The sequence below is a fragment of the Leptotrichia rugosa genome, from assembly GCF_041200005.1.
GTDB classification, from domain to species: Bacteria; Fusobacteriota; Fusobacteriia; order Fusobacteriales; family Leptotrichiaceae; genus Leptotrichia; species Leptotrichia rugosa.
The window spans coordinates 2,066,404-2,088,708 of the sequence record NZ_CP165644.1 but is presented as its reverse complement, the minus strand read 5'-3'; the positions used below and the strand labels follow the sequence as shown (position 1 = coordinate 2,088,708).

22 protein-coding genes are annotated in these 22,305 nt (G+C 29.2%); 18 read left to right on the top strand and 4 right to left on the bottom strand.

The genetic code is table 11. From position 1 onward, the window contains the following. Positions 1-25: 25 nt before the first annotated feature. From AB8B22_RS10720 to AB8B22_RS10635, 18 genes are all read left to right on the top strand, one after another. Entirely contained in the window at positions 26-844 is an 819-nt protein-coding gene (locus tag AB8B22_RS10720) for a PTS mannose/fructose/sorbose transporter subunit IIC (RefSeq protein WP_060917709.1), read from the top strand. A 12-nt stretch (positions 845-856) separates the two neighbouring features. Further along, the gene (gene manZ / locus AB8B22_RS10715) at positions 857-1,696 is read left to right on the top strand and encodes a PTS mannose transporter subunit IID (protein WP_094079515.1); all 840 of its coding nucleotides are present in this window, start codon (positions 857-859) and stop codon (positions 1,694-1,696) included. Positions 1,697-1,698: 2 nt separating this feature from the next. Continuing rightward, the gene (locus AB8B22_RS10710; RefSeq protein WP_369711078.1) at positions 1,699-2,088 is read left to right on the top strand and encodes a hypothetical protein; all 390 of its coding nucleotides are present in this window, start codon (positions 1,699-1,701) and stop codon (positions 2,086-2,088) included. A 173-nt stretch (positions 2,089-2,261) separates the two neighbouring features. Next, positions 2,262-3,281 carry a glycosyltransferase family 9 protein gene (locus AB8B22_RS10705; protein WP_369711077.1) on the top strand — a complete coding sequence of 340 codons (1,020 nt, stop codon included), beginning with the start codon at positions 2,262-2,264 and terminating at the stop codon, positions 3,279-3,281. A gap of 13 nt (positions 3,282-3,294) precedes the next feature. Further along, positions 3,295-4,572: an O-antigen ligase family protein gene (locus tag AB8B22_RS10700; protein WP_369711076.1), complete on the top strand. Its 1,278-nt coding sequence runs from the start codon at positions 3,295-3,297 to the stop codon at positions 4,570-4,572. Further along, positions 4,569-5,588: a capsular polysaccharide synthesis protein gene (locus tag AB8B22_RS10695; RefSeq protein ID WP_369711075.1), complete on the top strand. Its 1,020-nt coding sequence runs from the start codon at positions 4,569-4,571 to the stop codon at positions 5,586-5,588. Before AB8B22_RS10700 ends, AB8B22_RS10695 begins: the two co-directional genes overlap by 4 nt. Before the next feature lie 17 nt (positions 5,589-5,605). Next, entirely contained in the window at positions 5,606-6,745 is a 1,140-nt protein-coding gene (locus AB8B22_RS10690; RefSeq protein ID WP_314080702.1) for a glycosyltransferase, read from the top strand. Between the two features lie 55 nt (positions 6,746-6,800). After that, on the top strand, positions 6,801-7,886 hold the full coding sequence (locus AB8B22_RS10685) for a glycosyltransferase family 9 protein (RefSeq protein WP_369711074.1): 1,086 nt from the start codon (positions 6,801-6,803) through the stop codon (positions 7,884-7,886). Positions 7,887-7,901: 15 nt separating this feature from the next. Next, entirely contained in the window at positions 7,902-8,993 is a 1,092-nt protein-coding gene (locus AB8B22_RS10680; protein WP_369711073.1) for a glycosyltransferase family 9 protein, read from the top strand. 34 nt (positions 8,994-9,027) lie between these two features. Continuing rightward, positions 9,028-9,264, top strand: coding sequence for a glycosyltransferase (locus tag AB8B22_RS10675; RefSeq protein WP_369711072.1), 237 nt, complete (start codon positions 9,028-9,030; stop codon positions 9,262-9,264). Beyond that, positions 9,206-10,573 carry a glycosyltransferase family 2 protein gene (locus tag AB8B22_RS10670; protein ID WP_369711071.1) on the top strand — a complete coding sequence of 456 codons (1,368 nt, stop codon included), beginning with the start codon at positions 9,206-9,208 and terminating at the stop codon, positions 10,571-10,573. Before AB8B22_RS10675 ends, AB8B22_RS10670 begins: the two co-directional genes overlap by 59 nt. Before the next feature lie 25 nt (positions 10,574-10,598). Beyond that, positions 10,599-11,339 carry a glycosyltransferase gene (locus AB8B22_RS10665; protein WP_369711070.1) on the top strand — a complete coding sequence of 247 codons (741 nt, stop codon included), beginning with the start codon at positions 10,599-10,601 and terminating at the stop codon, positions 11,337-11,339. A 1-nt stretch (position 11,340) separates the two neighbouring features. Then, positions 11,341-12,432: a polysaccharide deacetylase family protein gene (locus AB8B22_RS10660; RefSeq protein WP_369711069.1), complete on the top strand. Its 1,092-nt coding sequence runs from the start codon at positions 11,341-11,343 to the stop codon at positions 12,430-12,432. Between the two features lie 39 nt (positions 12,433-12,471). Continuing rightward, positions 12,472-14,232, top strand: coding sequence for an ABC transporter ATP-binding protein (locus AB8B22_RS10655; protein WP_369711068.1), 1,761 nt, complete (start codon positions 12,472-12,474; stop codon positions 14,230-14,232). A gap of 122 nt (positions 14,233-14,354) precedes the next feature. Continuing rightward, complete coding sequence (locus tag AB8B22_RS10650) at positions 14,355-14,957, top strand: hypothetical protein (protein ID WP_369711067.1); 603 nt, start codon at positions 14,355-14,357, stop codon at positions 14,955-14,957. 41 nt (positions 14,958-14,998) lie between these two features. Further along, entirely contained in the window at positions 14,999-16,063 is a 1,065-nt protein-coding gene (locus AB8B22_RS10645) for an RnfABCDGE type electron transport complex subunit D (protein ID WP_369711066.1), read from the top strand. A 78-nt stretch (positions 16,064-16,141) separates the two neighbouring features. Then, complete coding sequence (locus tag AB8B22_RS10640) at positions 16,142-19,258, top strand: DEAD/DEAH box helicase (RefSeq protein WP_369711065.1); 3,117 nt, start codon at positions 16,142-16,144, stop codon at positions 19,256-19,258. Beyond that, positions 19,255-19,890, top strand: a complete 636-nt coding sequence (locus AB8B22_RS10635; protein ID WP_369711064.1) for a methyltransferase — start codon at positions 19,255-19,257, stop codon at positions 19,888-19,890. The genes AB8B22_RS10640 and AB8B22_RS10635 overlap by 4 nt, the downstream gene beginning before the upstream one ends. Before the next feature lie 72 nt (positions 19,891-19,962). Here the strand turns inward: AB8B22_RS10635 and AB8B22_RS10630 are convergent, their stop codons facing one another. From AB8B22_RS10630 to AB8B22_RS10615, 4 genes are all read right to left on the bottom strand, one after another. Continuing rightward, entirely contained in the window at positions 19,963-20,478 is a 516-nt protein-coding gene (locus AB8B22_RS10630) for a COG2426 family protein (protein ID WP_094079501.1), read from the bottom strand. A gap of 159 nt (positions 20,479-20,637) precedes the next feature. After that, positions 20,638-21,381, bottom strand: coding sequence for a sirohydrochlorin cobaltochelatase (locus tag AB8B22_RS10625; protein WP_369711063.1), 744 nt, complete (start codon positions 21,379-21,381; stop codon positions 20,638-20,640). Positions 21,382-21,505: 124 nt separating this feature from the next. Further along, positions 21,506-21,745 (bottom strand): 30S ribosomal protein S18, encoded by a 240-nt coding sequence (rpsR, locus tag AB8B22_RS10620; protein ID WP_094079499.1) that lies wholly within the window; start codon positions 21,743-21,745, stop codon positions 21,506-21,508. A 39-nt stretch (positions 21,746-21,784) separates the two neighbouring features. Continuing rightward, entirely contained in the window at positions 21,785-22,288 is a 504-nt protein-coding gene (locus AB8B22_RS10615) for a single-stranded DNA-binding protein (protein ID WP_369711062.1), read from the bottom strand. Between the last annotated feature and the right edge of the window lie 17 nt (positions 22,289-22,305).

The window sequence follows — 22,305 nt, the reverse complement described above, 5'->3', positions numbered from 1 at the left end:
ACTCAAAATTTAGGAGGGCTAAAAAATGAATGTTGTTCAGTTAATTTTACTGGTATTGGTAGCAGCAATAACAGGAATGGGAAGCGTACTTGACGAAAGACAGACTCACCGTCCATTAGTGGCGTGTACTTTGGTCGGTCTTGTACTGGGAGATCTAAAAACAGGAATCATTTTAGGTGGTTCACTTGAAATGATAGCACTTGGATGGATGAATGTCGGAGCGGCAATGGCACCAGATGCGGCACTAGCAAGTGTAATTTCAGCGATATTAGTAATAGTAGGTAAACAGTCAATTGGAGAAGGAATCGCAGTTGCAGTACCGATTGCAGCGGCAGGACAAGTTCTTACAATTTTCGTTAGAACAATAACAGTATTCTTTCAACATAAAGCGGATGATTTTGCAGAACAAGCTAATTTTAAAGGGATTGAGATGTGTCACCTTGCAGGATTGGCTTTACAAGCGTTAAGAGTTGCGATACCAGCACTTCTAGTTGGTCTGATTGCGGGAACAAGTGCTGTAGAAGGAGCATTACATGCAATTCCTGAAGTAATTACCAGAGGATTGCAAATTGCAGGAGGATTTATCGTAGTTGTTGGGTATGCGATGGTTATAAATATGATGGAAGCAAAAGCTTTAATGCCATTCTTCTTCTTAGGATTTGTAATAGCGGCATTTACAGAATTTAACTTAGTTGGTTTAGGTATTTTGGGATTATGCCTTGCAATCTTGTACATTCAATTAAATCCTAAATATCACGCTTCTATTGCTTTGCCAAGTGGTGGAAATGATGGCGGTGGAGCCGGAATTGCAGAAGAAGCTGACGATGAATTGGAAGGACTATAGGAGGTAAGAAAAATGGCAGAAAATAATGTAGAAAAAAAACTAACTGATAAAGATTTGAAAAGTATGTATTGGAGATCCACTACTTTATTAGGTTCTTTCAACTTTGAAAGAATGCAGTCAATGGGATTTTGTGTAACAATGATTCCTGCAATAAAAAGACTTTATTCTAAGAAAGAAGATCAAGCAGCTGCATTAAAAAGACATTTGGAATTCTTTAACACTCAACCTTGGATTGGTTCAACTATAATGGGTGTTACAGCTGCGATGGAACAGGAAAAAGCAAATGGAGTAGACATTGATGACGCAACTATAAGTGGTATTAAAGTAGGACTTATGGGACCGCTTGCTGGAGTTGGAGATCCGATTTTCTGGGGAACATTAAGACCAGTTTTAGCGGCGCTTGGAGCTTCATTAGCTATTGCTGGAGGAAATTTATTAGGTCCATTGATTTTCTTCATTGGAATAAATATCGCAAGAGTTTTGACTAGATGGTATGGATTAAAATATGGTTATGAAAAAGGTACTGAAATCGTTGGGGATATGGAAGGTGGAGTAATTCAAAAATTAACTCAAGGTGCTTCTATATTAGGGCTTTTCGTAATGGGAGCCTTGGTTTCTAAATGGACTTCAATAAATGTTCCATTGGTGTTGTCTAAATATACTGATTCAACAGGAAAAGAAGTTGTAACTACTGTCCAAAGTATTTTAGATTCATTATTACCTGGATTATTAGCATTATTATTAACATTTGGATGTATGCACTTATTGAAGAGAAAAGTAAATGCTATTTGGATTATCTTTGGATTCTTTGCAATAGGAATAATCGGATTCTGGTTAGGAATTTTGGCATAATTATGTTTAAGAAAATGATTTCAAAAGTGGAAAAATTTGTAAAGGTTCCGCCAAAGGAAGGATATATTAAAAATAGTTCTATTTTAGTTACAGGACTTATGATTATTGGAATGATTTTATATCCATTTACAAAAGGTTATGGAACAATAATAGCGTTAGCAGCGGCTCTAATTGTTATGGTTGGGCAAAAGTTGCTTATAAAACAGGCTAAGAATGATTTTCGTGATATGTATTACGCTAAAGATATGTATTTGAAAACTAAGAATACTGAATATTTGGACTTTATTACAGCTCGTTCTAAACAAATGACCAATGATGTAAAAGTTTTATCAGAAAGAGCTAAAAAAGAGATAGCAGAACTTATTGAATTTGTTAAAAAATATAAAAAATAATGAAAAGAAGGGATTATCTTTAGGGGTATTTCCTCTTTTTATTTTTTTAAAGTAGAATAGAGTAAAAATTTCAAATACTCCTCTGCTTAAAAAATAATAGAAAAAAATAAGAAAAAAAGTGTCATTTTATGATATAATCTTTAAGAAAGAAAAATTAAAAAAAGGAAAATGATATGAAGATATTAATCATACATACTGCATTTATTGGCGACATTGTTTTGTCAACACCATTAATACAGAGATTGAAAGAAATGTATCCAGATTCAGAAATTGATTATTTGACTTTGCCGACAAATAAAAGCATAATAAGCAATAATCCAAATTTAAATGAGATTCTTCTTTATGACAAGAAAGGAAAAGATAAAGGAATAAAAGGATTTTTTAGAGTTTTAAAAATTTTAAAGGAAAAAAAATATGATTATGCTGTTATTCCGCACAGATTTATCCGTTCAATTGCGCTTGCAAAAATGGCTAAAATTCCCAAAATAGTTGGATTTGATGTGGCAACAGGCTCTTTTCTTTTGGATAAAAAAGTTCATTATGATATGAAAAAGCATGAAGTTGAAAGACTTCTGGATTTAGTTGAATACAGCGGGAAAAGGATTCCGATTAGAATTTATCCAAGTGAAGAAAATAAATTAAAAATTAAAGAGATTTTGAAAGGAAGAGGTTTTGACGAAAAATTTATGAAAATGATTGTCGTTGCATCTGGAAGTCAAAGGCCGGAGAAAATGTGGGCGATTGAAAAATATGGGAAAGTTATAGAAAAGTTGTCGGAAGATGAGAAGAATTTTGTTGTGATAACTGGAAGTAAAGCGGAAAAAAAATTGCCATTGAACTTTAATAAAAAAAATGTAATAGATTTGAGGGGAGAAATAAATTTATTGGAATTTTCGGCACTGCTGTCGTTTGCGGATGTGGTTGCTGGAAATGATAGTTCTCCCATCCATATTGCAAGTGGATTTTCTAAACCTTTTGTAATCGGGATTTTTGGACCAGGAAAAAGGTCACTTGGATTTTTTCCTTGGAAAGAAAAAAGTAATGTTATTGAGGATAATGAGTTTTATGAAAATAATATTGTGAAAATCCCTGAACATCAGCATGAATATAAAAAGGATTATTATAAAGGGATTCCTTTGATTAGTGTGGACAGAGTTTATGGAGAAATTGTAAAAAGATTGGGAAAAAATTAAATAGGAGAAAAATATGAAAAGAATAAAAAGTATAGGATATGGAATTTGTTTATTATTTGCATTGTCATTATTTTTATCAGAGAAATTTGAAAATAATGTGTTAATTCCACTGCTTTTGGTATTATTTTTAATTTCGATAAGTTTTGATAAAGATAGGGAAAATATTTTTGTTTTTAAGGAGAAAAAAATTTCTGTTGCAGTTTTTTTATTGGCATTGACGCCGTTTGTCATTGCTTTTCTGGACGGAGGCTTACATTCAAGGCTTGATAATTATAATTTTAAATATTTGTCTTTTTTTCCACTAATTTATTTTTTGGATGAAGATAAAAAGGTATTTAATTTTATAAAAGCGTTGTTAATTGGTGGAACGATAACGTTAATGTTTGCGATGCTTAATTTTATTAAAAATTTTAATGCTTGGGCGCATCCTGTGGGGTTTGATTATCCAAGAGTAACTGCTATTTTGACAGTTCAGGATTTTGCTAATATTATGTGTATAATTTTGTTGTTTTTGCTTTCTTTTATACTTTTTTATAAAAATAGTGATGAGAAAAAAAACAGGATTATAAAAATAATTTTGATTATTTTGGCATTATTAGTTACTTTTATCGTGGTTGTCAACAGATCTAAAATGGTTTATATTTCTCTTCTGCCAACTATTTTTTATTTAGTTTTTAAGAAAAATAAAAAATATGTTGTTGCACTTGTGATTGCTTGTGCGTGTGGATTTTTTCTACTTCCGACTTCGATTTCAAGCAGACTTAAATATATAGCGGATTATAAAAAGGATCCGTCAAGTAATCTTAGAGTGATTTTTTGGGAAACGGGAGTAGCGGCATTTGAGAAAAAACCGATTTTTGGGTGGAAATCGCTTGAGCGAAAAGAGTTTAATTTGGATCATTATAAAAAAACAGGAACTATGGACTATGTCAATCAATACTTTTTGAGTGGACCAAATATTAGACCACAGCACTATGTGGCTTCACATAATTCATATTTACAGTATTTATTGGATTATGGAATTTTAGGATTTGCATTTTTTATATTTTTATTTGTTGAAGTTGCAATAATATTTTTTAAGACACGATTTTCTAAAAGTGAGAAAAATTTAAGCTCAAAAATTTTGGCATTTGAACTGGCTACGAAAGTATCGCTTATTGCTTGGCTTATTCAAGGAATGACTGATGATAACTTAAATGATAAGCACATGATTTTAACTTTGACCATTTTAATCGTATTTATGTGCTATCTTTATCAAAAATGGAAAATTTTGAAAAATAATAAAAAATGAAAGGACAGATTATGAAAGAATACAAATTCACCGCTTCCACAATTTATAAATTAAATGAAAAACTAAAAAAAAAGCCGTTTAAATATATTTACAAAGAACTTATGCCAAATTTTTTGTTTGATAAAATACAAAGAGAAGTGTATTTTTCTAATCAAAAGGCTATTGTCAGTGACTGGGATAAAATTTTAGCCGATTATTTTAAAGATAAAATTGAAATAGCTAAAGTTATTCCAAAAAAAAAGTTTTTAAATGATGAAAAAATAATTTGGCAATTTTGGGGACAAGGCTGGGATTATGAAAATTTGCCAAATGTGGTAAAAATTTGTTACAGAGCGATGAATAAATATAGAGAAAATTACACTTTGATTAGACTGGATATGGAAAATATCGGCGAATATTTGGAATTTCCTGATTATGTGATGAAAAAATTGTCTGAAAAGAAAATGGGATACGCTCATTTCACGGATATTTTGAGATTTTCTCTCTTAAAGTATTACGGTGGAGTCTGGATTGATGCGACAATTTTACTCACAGATTATTTGCCGAGTGAATATTTTAAAATGGATTATTTTCTTTTTCAAAGAGATGGTGATTTCAAAAATAAAAAAGAATTTGAACTTTATGATTCGATTTATTTTTCTTGGAATAAAAAATCTAAAATAAAGATGTTAAGCAGCATAATATTTTCTCATAAAAATAATAAAATAATGGCTACACTTCTTGATTTACTCTTAGTTTTTTGGCGAGATAATGACAAGATTCCAAATTATTTTTTTATGCAGATTTTGTATACGGAATTAGTTGAAAAATATTATAAGAAAGATAGGTGTAAAATTGTTTCAGACACATTGCCTCACGAACTTTTTAAAGTGTGGTTTGATACTTATTCCAAAGAAAAATTAAAAAAAATAACTGATTCTGTGAGCATTCACAAGTTGTCATTTAAAATAGACAGCAGTAAAAAGAAAGTTGAAAATACTTTTTTTGAATATTTTAAAAATTTATATGAAATTTAAAAAGCGAGAGGAAAATTATGAAAATATTGGTTTTACACGGTCATTTGAGTATGGGAGGAGAAGAGCGAGTTTTAATTAGTGTATTAAAAAACTTAAGAGATTTGGGACACAATATAGATTTACTCATAACTTGGAATCATAAAGAAAATAATTTGTTTGAAAATGAAATTCCTAAAGGTGTAAATTATGAATTTTTGTTTGATTTTTATGATGGGAAAAATAAACTTATAAAAGAGTTTTATAGATTTTTGGCGAAAAATAAATATTCAAAATTGATAAAAGAAAAAATAAAAAAAGAAAAATATGATGTTGTAATAGATTATTCTTCAAATTTATTAAAATATGAAAATTTTTCTGTAAATGTACCTTTGATTTCGTGGGTTCATTTTTCGCTTACTTTTGGGGAAAAATTGACGAGTAAAAAAATTGAAAAATATAAAAGGCAATATAAAAAGTATTCAAAAATTATAGCGATTACAAAAGTTATGCAAAAAGAGTTTTTGGAAAAACTTGAAATGAATAGTGAAAAAGTTGTGATGATTTACAATCCAATTGACTTGGAATTTATAAAAAAAAGAGCGGAAGATGTGGAAAAAAAATATGAAAAATATTTGAAGGAAGATTATTTTTTGCAAGTTTCACGACTTTCGGAGCAAAAGCAGCCTGAGCATTTAATTGATATTTATTATAAGTTGAAGAAAAAAGGGATAAAAGAAAAACTTTATTTTATTGGAAGTGGGATAAAAAATGAATTGCTTCGTCAAAAAATACAGGAATATAAATTGGAAAATGATATTTTTCTGCTGGGGCAGATGGAAAATCCATATCCATTCTTTAAAAATGCGAAATTATTTGTGCATACGGCGAAATATGAAGGACTTCCTACGGTTTTAATCGAAAGTATGACATTTGGGATTCCTGTTGTCGCCTATGACTGTCCTACTGGACCGAAAGACATTTTGGGAGAAAATAGTGAATATGGAAAACTTGTTCCGTTAAATGACAAAGATAAATTTGTTTTAGATATTTTGGAACTTGAAAATAGAGAAAAGTATAGATATTATTGTGAAAAAGCGCTAAATCGTGCAAAAGATTTTTCGATTGAAAGTAACAGAAATAAATTAAAAGAACTGTTGGAAAATCTAGTTTTTGAGTAAAATCATTAAATTTGAAGTAAATTACTTTGGATAAAAAGATAGCGGGAGTAAAATAATGAATGTAATAAAAAAAATTAAAATAAAATTGACAATTTTACTGCTTGGAAATAAAAAAAAGTATAAGAATATAAGTTTAAAAGATGTAAAAACGGTACTTTTAAGTCCAAAAGATGCACTGGGAGATACGCTTATTTCTTTTAGTCACGCAAGGCAGCTGAAAAAAATGTATCCGAGTGCAAAAATTGGGATTGTTTCGACTGAGAGAAATAAAAATTTTATAGAACTTGTTAATCAAAAAGAAAAAGTAGTTGATGAAATTGTCGATAGAAAAAAAATAATTAAGCAGCGGAAAAAGTGGGACTTGCTTTTGGATTTTAAAGATCAGATTAATACAAAAAGACTTATTTGGACAAAGATACTAAAACCAAAAATAATAATAAGTTTTGGAAAAGATAAAGAGGGACATTATTTTAACAGAAATAATGTAAAAATTTATGATTTTGTAACTATGACACCAGAAAAATCTCATATTGTTGACTATCTGATGTATTCGGAACTTTCAAAATATTTTAATATTGAAAAAGAGATTCCAAAATTGGAGTTAAATAGATTTGAAGTTTCAAAAATGGTTAAGAATTGGAATTTGAAGCGAAGAAAAGTAAAAATTTTATTGGCTCCACAGGGAAATGACAGATGTATTAAAATCGAAGAATTGGCAAAATTTTTGAATGATGTAAATTTTGAAAATGTAAAATTTATTATGTCTAAAACTAGTGGAAGTGAAAAGTATTTTGAAAAACTAACTTCACTTTTAAAAAGTAATATTGATATTTCGTTATCCAAAGCATTTTCAATAGACGAATATGTAAACTTTTTGGCGTCGTCAGATATAGTTGTGGGAGTTGATAGCGGAAGCGTTCACATTGCCTGTGCGCTAAAAAAACCAGTGCTTAGTTTTTATGCAAATAATGAAGCAAACCTTTACAGATGGTCGCCTGTACCGAATAAAGGTGTCGATAATTTACAAGTGATTTCAAATATTGTCGGAACTCAAAACGATCTTTATAATTTCCCCATGGAAGATGCAGTAAAGTGGCTAAATTTTGAAATAAGTAAAATTTATGGACAAAATGAAAGGTAAAAAATAAAGAAGAAAATGAAAGAAATAAAAAAAATAAATTGGAAGTTTTACAAACCTTATAGAGATGTGTTAATTGATAAGAAAAATGATTTTTTGAGTAAAATGTTTGACAGAAAGAAAGAAAAAGTGAATCTTACACCTGATAAAATAAAAAAAATGCTGTTTATGCGAATAGATGGAAAAATAGGAGATTATATTATAAGTTCTTTTATGTTTAGAGAAATTAAGAAAAAATATCCGCATATACAGCTGGATGTAATTTCTGATAATTCTTTGGAAAATTTGTTGAAATATAATAAAAATATTGATAATTATTATGTCTTTAACAGAAAAAAGCTTAGAGAGTGGAAAGAGATGATAAAAAAATTAAAGCCAAATAATTATGATGTGATACTGGATTCTACAGAAGGGCTAAAATATAAGCAAGTTTATTTTCTAAATAAAATGAATGCTAAAGTGAATATTGGGTACAACAAAGATGATTTTTCAGTTTACAACGAGAATGTCAAACAAAGTAAGACTTTGAAAATGAAAGACATCTATCGGGAAATGCTTAACTGTGTAAATATTAAAATTACGAATACTAAATATGACGTGCCGATTTCAAGTGAGTCAGAAAAAAAAGTTGACAAATTTTTTAGAGAAAAAAATATTTGTCAAAGTGATAAAAGTGAAAGAGTGATTTCAGTAAACTTTTTTGGGGCTTCGAGTGGAAGAAAGACAAATTTGAAAAATTCACTTGTGATATTAAAAAAATTGAGAAAAAAATATCCAAATGATAAAATTGTGATACTTGATTCACCATCTGACAGAGAGCAAATTTATGAAACACTAAAGAATGTGAATGATGAGAATGTATATTTTTTTGAAGATTCAAGGACGATTTTGGATAGTATTTCTCTAATTAATCGAAGTGACTTGGTCGTTTCCTTGGATACTTCGATACTTCATTTGGGAGAGGGATTAAATCGAAAAGTGATGGCTTTTTATGGACCAAAGCTTAATAAAAATAAATGGCGGATAAAAGAAGAGGGAAATATTTTGATTGATTTTCCAGAAAAAAATATAAATGATATTGATTTTGAAAAACTTTTATGTAATTTTTAAAGAAAAATAATTTTAAAAAATGGGAGAAAGCTAAATGAAATTATCGGTTGGGATAATAACTTTTAATGAGGAAAATAGGATTGGAAAGACGATTGATGCGATTAAAGGGATTGCGGATGAAATAATTGTTGTCGATAGCGAGAGTAGAGATAGAACTGTGGAAATAGCCAAGTTTAAAGGGGCAAAAGTTTTTGTGGAAAAATGGAAAGGATATGGTATCAAAAAATTCTGTTTTGGAAAAGTGCTGTGGAGAGTGGATTTTACTTCTTGATGCAGATGAGGTTGTGTCGCCTGAATTAAAAGAAAAAATAAAAATGATTATAAATAGTAGTAATCCTTCAAGTGAAGTTTATAAAATAAAACTTAGAAACATCGCTTTTGGGCGTAAAATTAAGTTTGGTGGCTGGGACGACTATGTAATTAGACTTTGGAAAAATGGGAAAGTTAAAATTAGTAACAGGGAAGTTCACGAGAAATATCAAACAAAAGAAAAAATTGAAAAAATTAATGAGCTTATAATTCATTACACTTACGACAGTATCGAAGAATTTTTGGAAAAGTTGAATCGGTATACTTCACAAAGTGCGAAAGAATATATAAAAAATAAAAAAAATCCAAGTTTTATAAAAATTTATTCAAAAATGTTGTTTAGATTTGTGAAAATGTATATTTTGCAATTGGGATTTTTGGACGGCTATGAAGGATATTTGCTAGCAAAGTATAGCTCGATTTATACGATGACAAAATATACTAAATTGCGCGAAGCTTATTACAACACTTTGGGAAAAGACACTTCTCTTGTGATTACGACTTATAATTGGCCAGATGCATTAAAACTGTGTTTAGAAAGCGTTTTGGCTCAAACTGTCTTACCGCATGAAATTATTGTGGCAGATGATGGCTCAAGGGAGGAAACAGTTAATTTGGTGCGAGATTTTCAAATTAGTAATCCTTTTGTAAAAATTATTCATTCCTGGCAGGAAGATAAGGGATTTAGAGCGGGAATGTCGAGAAATAGAGCGATTGCTAAGGCAACTGGAAATTATGTCATAATAATTGACGGGGATTTGATATTGGAGAGACATTTTGTGCAAGACCATATTGAAAAAAAAGAAAATGGCTTTTTTATTCAAGGTTCTCGTGTTATAATATCAAAAGATAAATCGCAAAAAATTATAAATGGCGAAAAATTAAATTTGTGGAAAAATTTGTTTGACAAAAATTTTAAAAATAAACTTAATATGATAAGAAATTCGATTTTATCTAAAATTTTGACAAAAAAAGATAAAAATTTAAAGGGGATTAGAAGTTGCAATATGTCTTTTTTTAAGAAGGATTTAGAGCTTGTAAATGGATTTGAGGAAAAAATTGAGGGCTGGGGCAGAGAAGATAGCGAACTTGCGCTAAGGCTTTTTAATAATGGAATTAAAAAAAAGAAATTGAAGTTTAGTGCGCTAACTTATCATATTTTTCATAAGGAAAATGATAGAAGTCACTTAAAAGAAAATGACAAATTGTTAAGTGATGCGATAAAAAATAAAAAGATGATAGCTGAAAAAGGGCTGAATCAATATGATTAAATTATTATAGAAAAGAGAAAAAACGATGAAAAAAGAAGTTACACTTGTCATTACAAGTGCTGGAAGATTTGATTTGTTAAGAGAAACATTGGACAGTTTTTTTGAGTACAATACTTATCCGATAAAAGAAATAATAATTACGGAAGATAGTACCGAAGGAAAGAAATTGGAAAAATTGATTTCAAATTATAAAAATCAAAATTTTAAACTTATTGTAAATTCTACAAGATTAGGGCAATTAAAATCGATTGACAAAGCTTATAAAGAAGTTGACACAAAATATATCTTTCATTGTGAAGATGACTGGAAGTTTTTTAAAAAGGGATTTATTGAAAAGTCAATGGCTCTTCTTGAGGAAGACAGCTCAATTTTGATTGTCGGAATGAGAGCGAAGGAAGATTACAACAACGATTATTTTTTTAGTGAAAAAGACGATTATGTGTCAAAGTCGGGTGAGAGATTTTACAAGGTAAAAGGTGAGATTTTTACTTATAATCCTGGGCTTCGGCGAAAAAAAGACATGGATTTGTTTGGACTTCACGAAAAGCTTGAAAATCAGCGATATGAAGAAGTTTTATCAGATTTTTATAAAGAGAAGGGATTTTGTACTGTATTTTTTAAAGAACCTTGCGTGAAACATATTGGAGACAAAAGACATGTGCATTTTAGTAAAAATAAAAAAAACACAGTTTTAAGTTTTAAAATTGACAGATTTATAAAAAAAGTGAGAGCTAAATTTTTAAAAATGACTGGGAAAATAAAGTGAGGTGAAAAAAGCAATGGCTGTAATTTTAGTAGCAATTGTTATTTTGCTATTTCTAATATTTATTATTTACAACAAAACTAGAAAAAAATTTGCAATTTGCCTTATGTATCATAGCATTGATGACAAACCTGGAAAAGAAGGGATATTTGTAGATGAGTTTGAAGAGCAGATGAAACTTATTAAAGATAAGACTTCTTTTAAAATGGAAGAGTTAAAAAAGATGAATTACAAATTGCCTGAAAATTCAATACTTGTCACATTTGACGACGGCTACAAAAATAATTATACACTAGCTTATCCAATTTTGAAAAAATATAATATAAAGGCGACTATTTTTTTGAATACGAGATATGTCGGAAATAATGCGGATTATTTGAGCTGGGAAAATATAAAGGAAATGTATGAAAGTGGCTTAGTTGATTTTCAGATGCACACACATTCACATGATTTGACGATAAAGCGAATCAAAGTTGTGGATTTTTATGAAAAAGATACTTCGCCGTATTTTAAAAGAGAGAGCTACAATTTATTTTATGAAGGAAAAGATGGACATTTTAATGTGAAAAATGACAGTGGTAAATTAGATGGGCTTCCTGTTTTTAAACTGGTTAGCCAAGTGTCAGTCGCTGGATTTCGTCCAAAGAAAAATTTTGTTGAAAAGTATAGAAAAATTGAAAATTCTGATGGATTTCGGAAAAAATCTCGTAAGGAAAAAATAGAATTTTTGAATAAACTATTTGTTGAAAAAAAAGATGAGTTTTTCTATAAAATTGATGAAAATAAATTTGCAGAAATAGTAAATTTTGAAATTTTGGAAAATAAAAAGATTATTGAAAAAAATCTTCATAAAACTCCTTTTGTTTTGGCGTATCCTTGGGGACATCGTTATAAAGGAAAAAGAGAAGACTTGAAAAAACTTGGCGTGGAAGTGTTTGTTACGACTAGAAAAGGAGCAAATTCGTTGAATTTGAAAAAAGATTGGATTTATCGAACAAGTGGAGATGATTTTGAAAATTTGTCTGAATTTAAAAAAGAGATAAATAATGGAGAAACCCCATTATATAAAAAAATAAAAAAATTATTTAAATTTTAAAATTTTAAATTTTTAGATTTAAAAGAAAGGAAAATAAAAATGAAAGTTATTGAATCAGAAAATTATAATTCAATAAAAAAATTAAGGAAATATATGAAGCGTTACTCGATTCCTATATTTTTAAATATTTTGCTGGCAATAATTTCATCAGCGGTGTCTTCGGCACCACTTGCTCTTATAAAAAGACTTTTTGATAAGGGAATTATTGAGAGCAATGAAAAAGATATTCTTTATGCGGCAGGGTCTATGATTTTGCTTGCAATAATAGGAGCTGTGCTAGTTTACTGGAATACTGTATTTTCAGCATTAATTTCCGCTTCGATATACAAAAATATCGTCGATGATATTTACATAAAGATACAAAAACTTGATATGGAATATTTTTCCAGTGCCAAAATTGGAGAACTCATGACAAAGGTCGTAACTGACCCAAATAATATAAATAGTGTAATAAAAGAAACATTTAATATGATTCCAGAAATTTTTAAAGTTGTGATTTGTTTTGGGCTTGCACTTAGTATTGACTGGAAGTTGACTTTGGGAATTTTAATTGTTGCACCTGTTTTGATTACGGTTGTAAAAAAATATTCAAAAAAATTAAAACGTTCTGGGAAAAAAAGGCAGGAAGCGATGGGAGTAATAAATTCAAAATTGCAGGAGTCACTTTCTGGAATCCGTGTTATAAAGGCATTTGCTATGGAACAGGAGGAAATCAGAGATTTTAGAATAAAAAATACGAAGTTGAAAAGAATTGCCATTCAAACTGCGAAATACAATGCTCGCTCAAGTGCTGTTTCAGAAGCATTAAACTATATTATGATAGCGGGACTGTTACTTGCAGGAGGTTATCGTGTTTTACGAGGACATGATTTCACGCCGGGAGATTTTGTCGCTATAATGGGAGCCATAAGTTCGATGTATGCTCCAATTCGTCGTGCAATTACTAGATTTAACGAAATTAGCGTGGATATTCCGTCAGTTGGGAGAGTTTTTGAAATTTTGGAAGAAGAACCTAAGATTATTGATAACGAAAATAAGATTTTATTTCAATATTTTTCAGATAATATAACTTTTGAAAATGTGGATTTTAAATATAAAGATAGCGAGGAGAGAATTTTAAAAAATATAAATTTAACTGTAAAAAAAGGTGAAACAGTGGCTTTTGTAGGAAATTCTGGCGGTGGAAAATCGACCCTTGTAAATTTGATTCCTAGATTTTTTGATGTGTCGAGTGGAGTGATAAAAATTGATGGAGTGGATATAAAAGATTATGATGTGAAGTCTTTGAGAAAAAATATTGGAATAGTTCCGCAGGAGACATTTTTATTTTCTGGAACAATTTTGCAAAATATAAAATACGGAAAAAGAGATGCCACTTTTGATGAAATAAAAGAAGCCGCAAAAAAAGCTAATGCACATGATTTTATAGAAAATCTGGAAGAAGGCTACAATACTGAAATCGGTGAACGGGGAGTAAAATTGTCAGGAGGACAGAAACAGAGAATAGCAATTGCTCGTGCAATTCTTGAAAATCCACAAATTCTTATTTTAGATGAAGCAACTTCAGCTTTGGATAACGAATCGGAAAAATTGGTTCAAGATGCGCTGGAAAAATTAATGGAAAATAAAACTACATTTGTCATCGCTCACAGACTTACAACTATTGAAAATAGTGATAAAATAGTGGTATTGCAGCAAGGAGAAATAAAAGAAATAGGAACTCACACCGAGCTTCTGGAAAAAAATGGACTTTATAGGTCACTTTATAACAAAAACTTTGATTTTTCTAAAAAAAAATAAGGAATTATTAGGAAAAATATGTTATAATAAAAAATAAATATAATTTGAGTAAGTAATTGTAAAAGTAAAAAAATTTAAGCTTTTACAAGTGACTAAAATATAATAAAAATTAGGAGAGAGCTATGAAACAAATAAAAGGAATTTTCATATTTTTAATTTCTGTCGGATTACTTGCATTCGGAAGTTTAACTGCGAAAAAGTCAAAAAATTTGAATCAAAAAACAAATATTAATCCATTTTCTGGAATTATGAATAAGAAAAAAAATACTAAAAAAGTGGTAAAAGCAGCTCAGCCGGCACCTGAAAAAGTACAGCAAAGTACGCCAAAACCTGCTACTCCGCAAGAAATAGCTGCAAAGGAAGCACAACTTAAACAGCAACAGCAGCAGGAACAACTTGAGCAACAGCAGTTGCAACAACAGCAACAACAAAAATTAAGTCAAGAAAAAAATCTTCAAGGTCAGTCGGTAGCTAGTGTCAATGAAAAATTTGCAATGGATGTAAATGGTAAAAAGCATCATAAAAAAGGCAAGAAAAAATTTGCTGTTGAAAATGGAAATTATGCGCCTAAAAAATTTAAAAAGCATTCATCGGGAAATTCAGCTGGCAGCAAAAAATCGTCTAGTTCTACCAGTAGTGAAAGCAGCAACAGTTCATCCTCTTCTGCCAGTGGAAGTGAAAGTGGCGGAAGTAGTCAAAGCTCAGGTGCATCATCACAAGAATAAGTTAGAAAAAAACAATTATTAAAAGTTTAACAAGAAAGGTAGTGAAAAAATTTATTATGTTTAGAAGAAAAAAAAGAGAGATTAATGAAAATATCTTTAAGACAAACATTGACATTTTTATTTCGCTAGTTCCAATATTTTTAGCATCTTTTATTTATACTTTACAACCACTGATAACTATAATAACTTCTACTATTGGAGCGGAAGTCGTAGAATTAATTTACTTAAAATTATATAGAAAGCAGAATATCTCAGAAAGAAAGGACACATTTTCTTCCACAGCTATAGGAGTTTTAACAGGACTGATTTTACCTCCATTTGTACCATTTTATGTAGCGCTTTTTGCAGGAGCGATGGCTGTTGTTTTTGGAAAAAATGTTTATGGAGATATTGATAAAAAAATATTTAATCCAGTTGTATTGGGAAAATTATTTGTTGTGACATTTTTTTCAAAATTTCTGATTCCAGAATCTCCAGTTTGGGGATTTGATGGGGCACTTACAATACCAATTGACAATTCTTCAAAGATAATGTCGCTATTTATAACAAGTAGAGGAATGATAGGTTCATTGTCTGTCTTAGCAATTGTTATTGGAGCAATTTATTTGATCTTTCGGCAAAGAATAACTTGGCATATTCCAGTGGCCTTTTTTATAACAATTTTTATAGGATTAAATTTGGCGGCGAATAATGGCATTTTGGTGTCAACTTCACTTGGAGAGTTTTTATTCTTTGGAGTTTTTGTAATGACGGATAAATTTACAAGTCCAGAGCATTCTTTTGGAAAAATATTTTTTGGGGTTATGCTTGGAATTTCGACAATTGCTTTTTGGTTTTTGGGTGTTCAGTCAGAAGCCATCATTTACTCAATCTTAATTTTAAATATTTTCACAAGAGGAATAAACATTATTTACAAACCAAATGTGTTTGGAAATGAGACTGTTTCGATTGCGGAAATTATTCAAGGACTTGGATTTGCAATATTAATTATGATTTTAGTCTTTGTGTTCGCATTTTTACACAACAATGGATTTATACCATATTTAGTTTACATCTATTTAGTATTTGGAGTTTGGAAGTTGTACAATCAAAATAATGAAGATTAAAAATAGGGAAATAAATCCTATTCACTTTGGCTGAAAAGCCAGAGTGTTTTTTTTATATTTTAAAAGAGAGGGTGGAAAATGGAATTTTTTAATTTTTTAAAACAGATGGATAAAAGTTTTTTTGCAAAATTAAATGAGAAAGATAAAGTGTATCGAGGGGAGATTCCGTGGATTTTGCAGCAATCGAAAGCTAAAAAAATAATTTATATTTCAACTTCCAATAAAAATTTAGAAAATTATTATTCAATGCTGGATAATTATTATAATGAGAAAAATACTTTTTCTAAAAGTTCAGATAAAGATACAAAATATATTGATATTTTTGAAAATATTTCGCAAACTAAAGAAGATATTGTCGGAATCAATGTAAAAATGCTGGATATTTTAAGAAATCAAGATAAATTTATTTTATTTATGAATTTACAAATTTCACTCGATATTTTTTTTGAAAAAGTAAATTTTTTGGAATTTAAAATTGGAAGCGAATATAAATTTGAAAAAATAAAAAAATTTTTTTTGGAAAATGGATACGAAAGTTCTTATTTAGTTGAAAAGAAGGGGCAGTTTAGCCAACGTGGGGACATTGTCGATATTTTTCCACCAGATTTGGAAAATCCTGTTAGACTTGAGTTTTTTGGCGATGAATTAGAAAGTATTAGATTTTTTGAAGTTGACAGCCAGATTTCGATTGAAAAAATTAAGGAGATAAAAATTTTTGGAAATATTTTGAGTGGAAGCGAATATGAGCTAGTCGAAATGATTTCAGAAATAAATAATGACGAAGTTTTAATTGCTATCGAAAATAAAGAATTAATTGACTATAAAATGGAAGAATATATTTTGTTAAATCGCAAAAAAGAGAATTTGTATCGAAAGAGATATGAAAATTTGAAGAAAAAAAGTTTTTTTATTTCCACAAAAAATTTTAGTAAAGAACAGCTGGAAACTTTTAAAGATAAAGAGAAGCTGGAAAAATTGGCAAATCAAAATAAAATTTTTATTCAAACAAAAAATTACGAAAAAAAACTTTCCGAATACAATCACATTTTGAAAAAAAATCAAAATAATTTTTTTGTTTCAAATTTTGAGTTATTTGAAGGATTTTTTAGTGAAAAAAATAAAAGTTTTATTTTGACGGACAGGGAGCTTGATGGCTATATCTATGAAAATTCCAGAAAAATAAAAAAATCTATAAAATATAAAAAGCTAAATCAAATTCTAGTAGACGACTATGTAATTCACATCCAGTATGGAGTTGGAATCTACAAAGGAATTCAGACTATTGATGACAAGGACTATTTAAAAGTAAAATATGCCGATGAAGACATTTTATACATTCCTGTTGAAAAGCTGGACAGGCTTGAAAAATATATTTCTAATGATTTGGAGCCCAAATTATTTCGTCTGGGAACTTCTGGATTCAAAAGAAAACGAAAAAAATTGGAAGAGGACATTCAAAAATTTGCAGCTGAACTTATAAAAATTCAAGCTAGAAGAAAAAGACAAACTGGATTTATTTATCAAAAAGATACGGTTTGGCAAGAGGAATTTGAAGAAAGTTTTCCATTTGAAGTGACACCTGACCAGAAAAAAGCGATTGACGATGTAAAAAGTGATATGGAAAGTCCAAAAATTATGGATAGGCTCGTCTGCGGCGATGTCGGTTACGGCAAAACTGAAGTTGCTATGCGTTCGGCATTTAAAGCGATTGACAATGGAAAGCAAGTGATTTTGGTAGCTCCTACTACAATTTTGGCTCAGCAGCACTTTGAAAGGTTTAAAAAGCGATTTGAAAATTATCCGATTATCATAGAAAATTTGTCAAGACTTACAAAAAGTAAATCAGATGAAATTTTAAAAAATTTAAAAAATGGAACTGTGGACCTGGTTATTGGAACTCACAGGCTTTTGAGCGATGACGTTGTCTTTAATAATTTGGGACTTTTAATCATTGACGAAGAGCAGAAGTTTGGAGTAAAAGCGAAAGAAAAATTAAAAGAGAAAAAGGACAAACTGGATGTTTTGACATTGACTGCAACTCCAATTCCAAGAACGCTAAATTTGTCGCTATTGGGAATACGGGATATTTCAATCATTGACACGCCGCCAGTTAATAGGCTTCCAATAATAACGGAAATTTTGGAGTGGGACGAAAATAAAGTAAAAATGGCAATTTTAAAAGAATTGTCTCGAGATGGTCAAGTTTTTTATATCTATAACGATGTAAAAAACATGAAAAATAAAGTGCAGGAACTAAAAGAAATCATTCCAGATTTTGTAAAAATAGAATTTATTCACGGACAGCTTCCGCCACAGGAAATTAAAGATAAACTTATTCGCTTTGAAAATGGAGATTTTGATATTTTGGTAGCTTCCACGATTATTGAAAATGGAATTGACATTCCGAACGTAAACACAATTTTAATAGAAAATTTTACAGGACTTGGATTGGCTCAAGTTTATCAGCTAAAGGGTCGTGTAGGACGAAGTAATAGACAGGGCTACTGCTATTTGTTAAAGACAAGAAACACAACAAAATTGGGAAAACAAAAAGAAGATAGCCTCTTTAAAGTGGAAGGAATAAAGTCTGGCGGTTTTCAAATTTCTGTCGAAGATTTAAAAATTCGTGGCGCTGGAGAAATTTTGGGGGACAAGCAGCATGGAACAATTGAAACTTTTGGCTATGATTTGTACATAAAGATGTTAAATGAAGAAATTCAGCGTCAAAAAGGGGAATTTAGCGAAAAAGTTGAAAACGTGGAAATTATTTTATTTGACCAAGGATTTATTCCAGAAAATTATATTCAGGATGAAGAAAAGCTAAATATTTATCGCCGTTTTGCCACGCTTTCATCAAATGAGGAGCTAAAAGATTTAGTTTTTGAAATAAAAGACAGATTTGGAAAAATTCCAGAAAGTTTGAAAAAGTTTATTATGAGTATAAAATTTAAGTTATTTGCTCAAAAAAATAAAATAAAGAGGATTTTGGAAGTAAAAAGTGGCTATAGATTGTATTTTGTGGAAAATTGTGAAAAAGAAATAAAAAATTTGGCTGAAAAAATAAAAATAAAAAAAGTGGAAAGTTTGGAAATTTTGGGGGAAAATAAAAAAAATGTAAACGAAGAAAATTTTGTTGTAATTGAAGTTTTGAAAAAAGAATTTTTGGAAGTTATCAAAAGGGGAGAAAAGTTGTGAAATATGTAGAAAATTTGGAGAGCGTAAATAAAAAAATAACGATTTTGAACGAAGGTTTAAAAATAACAGAAGATGCAATTTTGCTTTCAAAATTTATAAAAAAATATAACAAAAAATCTGGTGAGTTTTTGGAAATTGGCGCAGGACAAGGAATAATTTCAATTTTAATTTCAGAAATTTCAAAGGTTTCAAAAATTTTTGCCGTCGAAATTCAAAAAGAGATATTTGAAATTTTGGGAAAAAATATAAAAAATAATTTTTTAGAAAACAAAATAATTCCAATAAATAAGAATATAAAAGAGATAACGGGGCAATTTGATGTAATTTTTTCAAATCCACCGTACAAAAAAATTAACAGCGGAAAACTTCCAAAAAAAGAATCGGAAAAAATTAGTAAATTTGAAATTTTTTTAACTTTGGAAGAACTTTTTTTTGAAATAAAAAGGCTGCTGAAAAATTATGGCGAATTTTTTGTCATAGTTCCAAATGATAGGCTTAATGAAGTTTTTTCATATGTTTATGCAAATAAAATGAACATTTTGGAAATAGAAATTAATAAATATAAAAATCGGGATTTGGTCATTTTGCACGGGAAAAAAGGTGGAAAAAATTCTAAGATAAAATTTTTTTAACAAAAAAACTCCTAAATTGGAGTTTTTAATTTTATTATTATTATTATTATTTTTTTTTATTAAACTTTAAATTTAATGTTTAAAAATCGTCAAAGCTCCGTACGAAACTAAAATCATAATAATTGCTGCAATTAATACACCTAAAGTTATATACCAAAATGATTTTTTCCTATCAAATTGAAGAAGTGCCGCGATTAATGCACCTGTCCAAGCTCCCGTTCCTGGAAATGGAATGGCAACAAATAGCATAAGTCCTATAAATTCTCCTGTTGCAAGACTTTCGCTTCTTTTCATTGCTCTATCTTCTATTTTTTTTATAATCCCAGTACAAATATTGTGTTTTTTCAAAAAGTCAAAAACTTTGACTGAAAACCACAAAATGAATGGAACTGGAAGTAGGTTTCCAATGACGCTGACAGCCATATTTAGATACCATGGAAGTCCTAAAGCCGCTCCCACAGGTATTGCTCCACGCAGCTCAATAATTGGCAGCATTGAAATAAAAAAAACTCCAAGCGCTTTATTTAAAAGTGGCGCTGTCAAAAGCGAAGTCTGTATAAATTTACTAAAATCTTCAGCTAATTTCATAATTTTTAATTTTTTCCTTTCTTTCTTTCTTTTTTTCTTATTTTATTTATTTTTATTATTATTATTTCTTTATTTACTAAATTTTACTAACTTATTAAATATTTTATTTTTTACTATAATCTTAAATTTCCATATTTATAAAATCAAAATTATTATTTATTATTCATATATTTTTTCAAATTTTTCAAAAAACATTTTTTGAATAAACGGATATTCTCCCATTCCGATAAGTTCTGTTTCAACTTTGTAACCATTTTTTTCTAAAATTGTCTTCCAGGAATTTTCGTCATCTGACATAATGTCGCTTTTAGCATGATCTCCAGCTACAATTAAAAAAGGTTTTAGCAAAATCTTTTTAAAATTTGTGTTTTTTAATTTTTTCAAAATATGCTCAATTGTTATTTTTCCTTCGATAGTTCCAATAAAAATATTTTCTTTCCCAAATTTTTTATAATAATTTTGCAACTTTTCATAACTTTCATCAGAAGCATCTTCTGAGCCATGTCCTACAAAGACAATGGCATCATTTCTTTTTGCGTCATTAAATTCTTTATTTTCAACAATTTTTTTGAAATCAAGTTCATTAAATAACAAAGGTTCTGAAATTTTTCCAAATTTATCGCTTAATTTTTTGTATTCAATTCCATTTAAAATATGTAGCGACATTGTGAAAATTTTTTCAAATCCATAATTTTTAAGATCTTGCAACGCTTCACTTTGATTAAAAATAATCAAATTTCTTTTTATTTTGAGTTTTTCCCTAACTTTGTTGGAAGTAAAAGCTCTCTTGCAATTTTCAAATCCATATTTTTGTCCCATTTTATTTTCAATAACATCAATTGTCCTTTTTAGCGCATCTTCGTGTGTTGTTCCAAAACTTGCAATTACAATGCCTTTTTTCATACAAATAAATTCTCCCTTTTTTTATTTTACTGATATATTGTATCATTTTAATAATATTTGTCAATAAAAATAAAAAAACCACCTAAAAATAAATTATATTATTAGGCAGTTTTTAAATGTCTTATTATTTTTCAATTCTTGTGTAAGGCATTAAAGCGATTTGTCTAGCTCTTTTGATTGCTTTTGCTATTTTTCTTTGAACTTTAGCTTCTAATCCTGTAACTCTCGCAGGAGAAATTTTACCTTTATCATTCATAAAGTTTTTTAATAATTCAACATTTTTATAATTAATATCTTCCACTTTAAATTTTACTTTTGGTCTTCTTTTTCTTCTTTTAAATTCAGTAGCTGGTTTTGCTCTCATTCGATCACACCTCCTAATTTTTTTACTTTAAATTATTTTTTAAAATGGAAACTGATCTTCATCTTCGTCATCATCATCGTCTTCATCAGCAAAGTTATTGGAATTTTTGTCATAATATATGTCTTCATCAACATCTGAATCATCATCTTCAAAAATTTCCTTTTGTTTTTTAAAAGACTTTTTTGATTTCTTACTTTTATAAGAACTTTGATATTCGTCGTCATAATTTCCATTGTTTGCACTGTTTCCAGAACTTTCGATAAATTCAAATCGGTTTACTAGGACATCTGTTGTATAAATAGTTTGACCATTTTTTTCATAACTTCCTGTTCTAATACTTCCTTGTACTAAAATTCTTTGACCTTTTTTAAAATAGTCAGAAATAGTTTTTGCAGTTTTTTCCCAAGCAACACAATTTATAAAGTCAGTTCCTTCTCCAATTCGATTTATTGCTATGTTAAACCTAACAAATGCCTTTCCACCTGAACTTCGATTTAATTCTGGATCTCTTGTCAATCTTCCCATCAATATAACATTATTCATATTACTTGTCCCCCTTG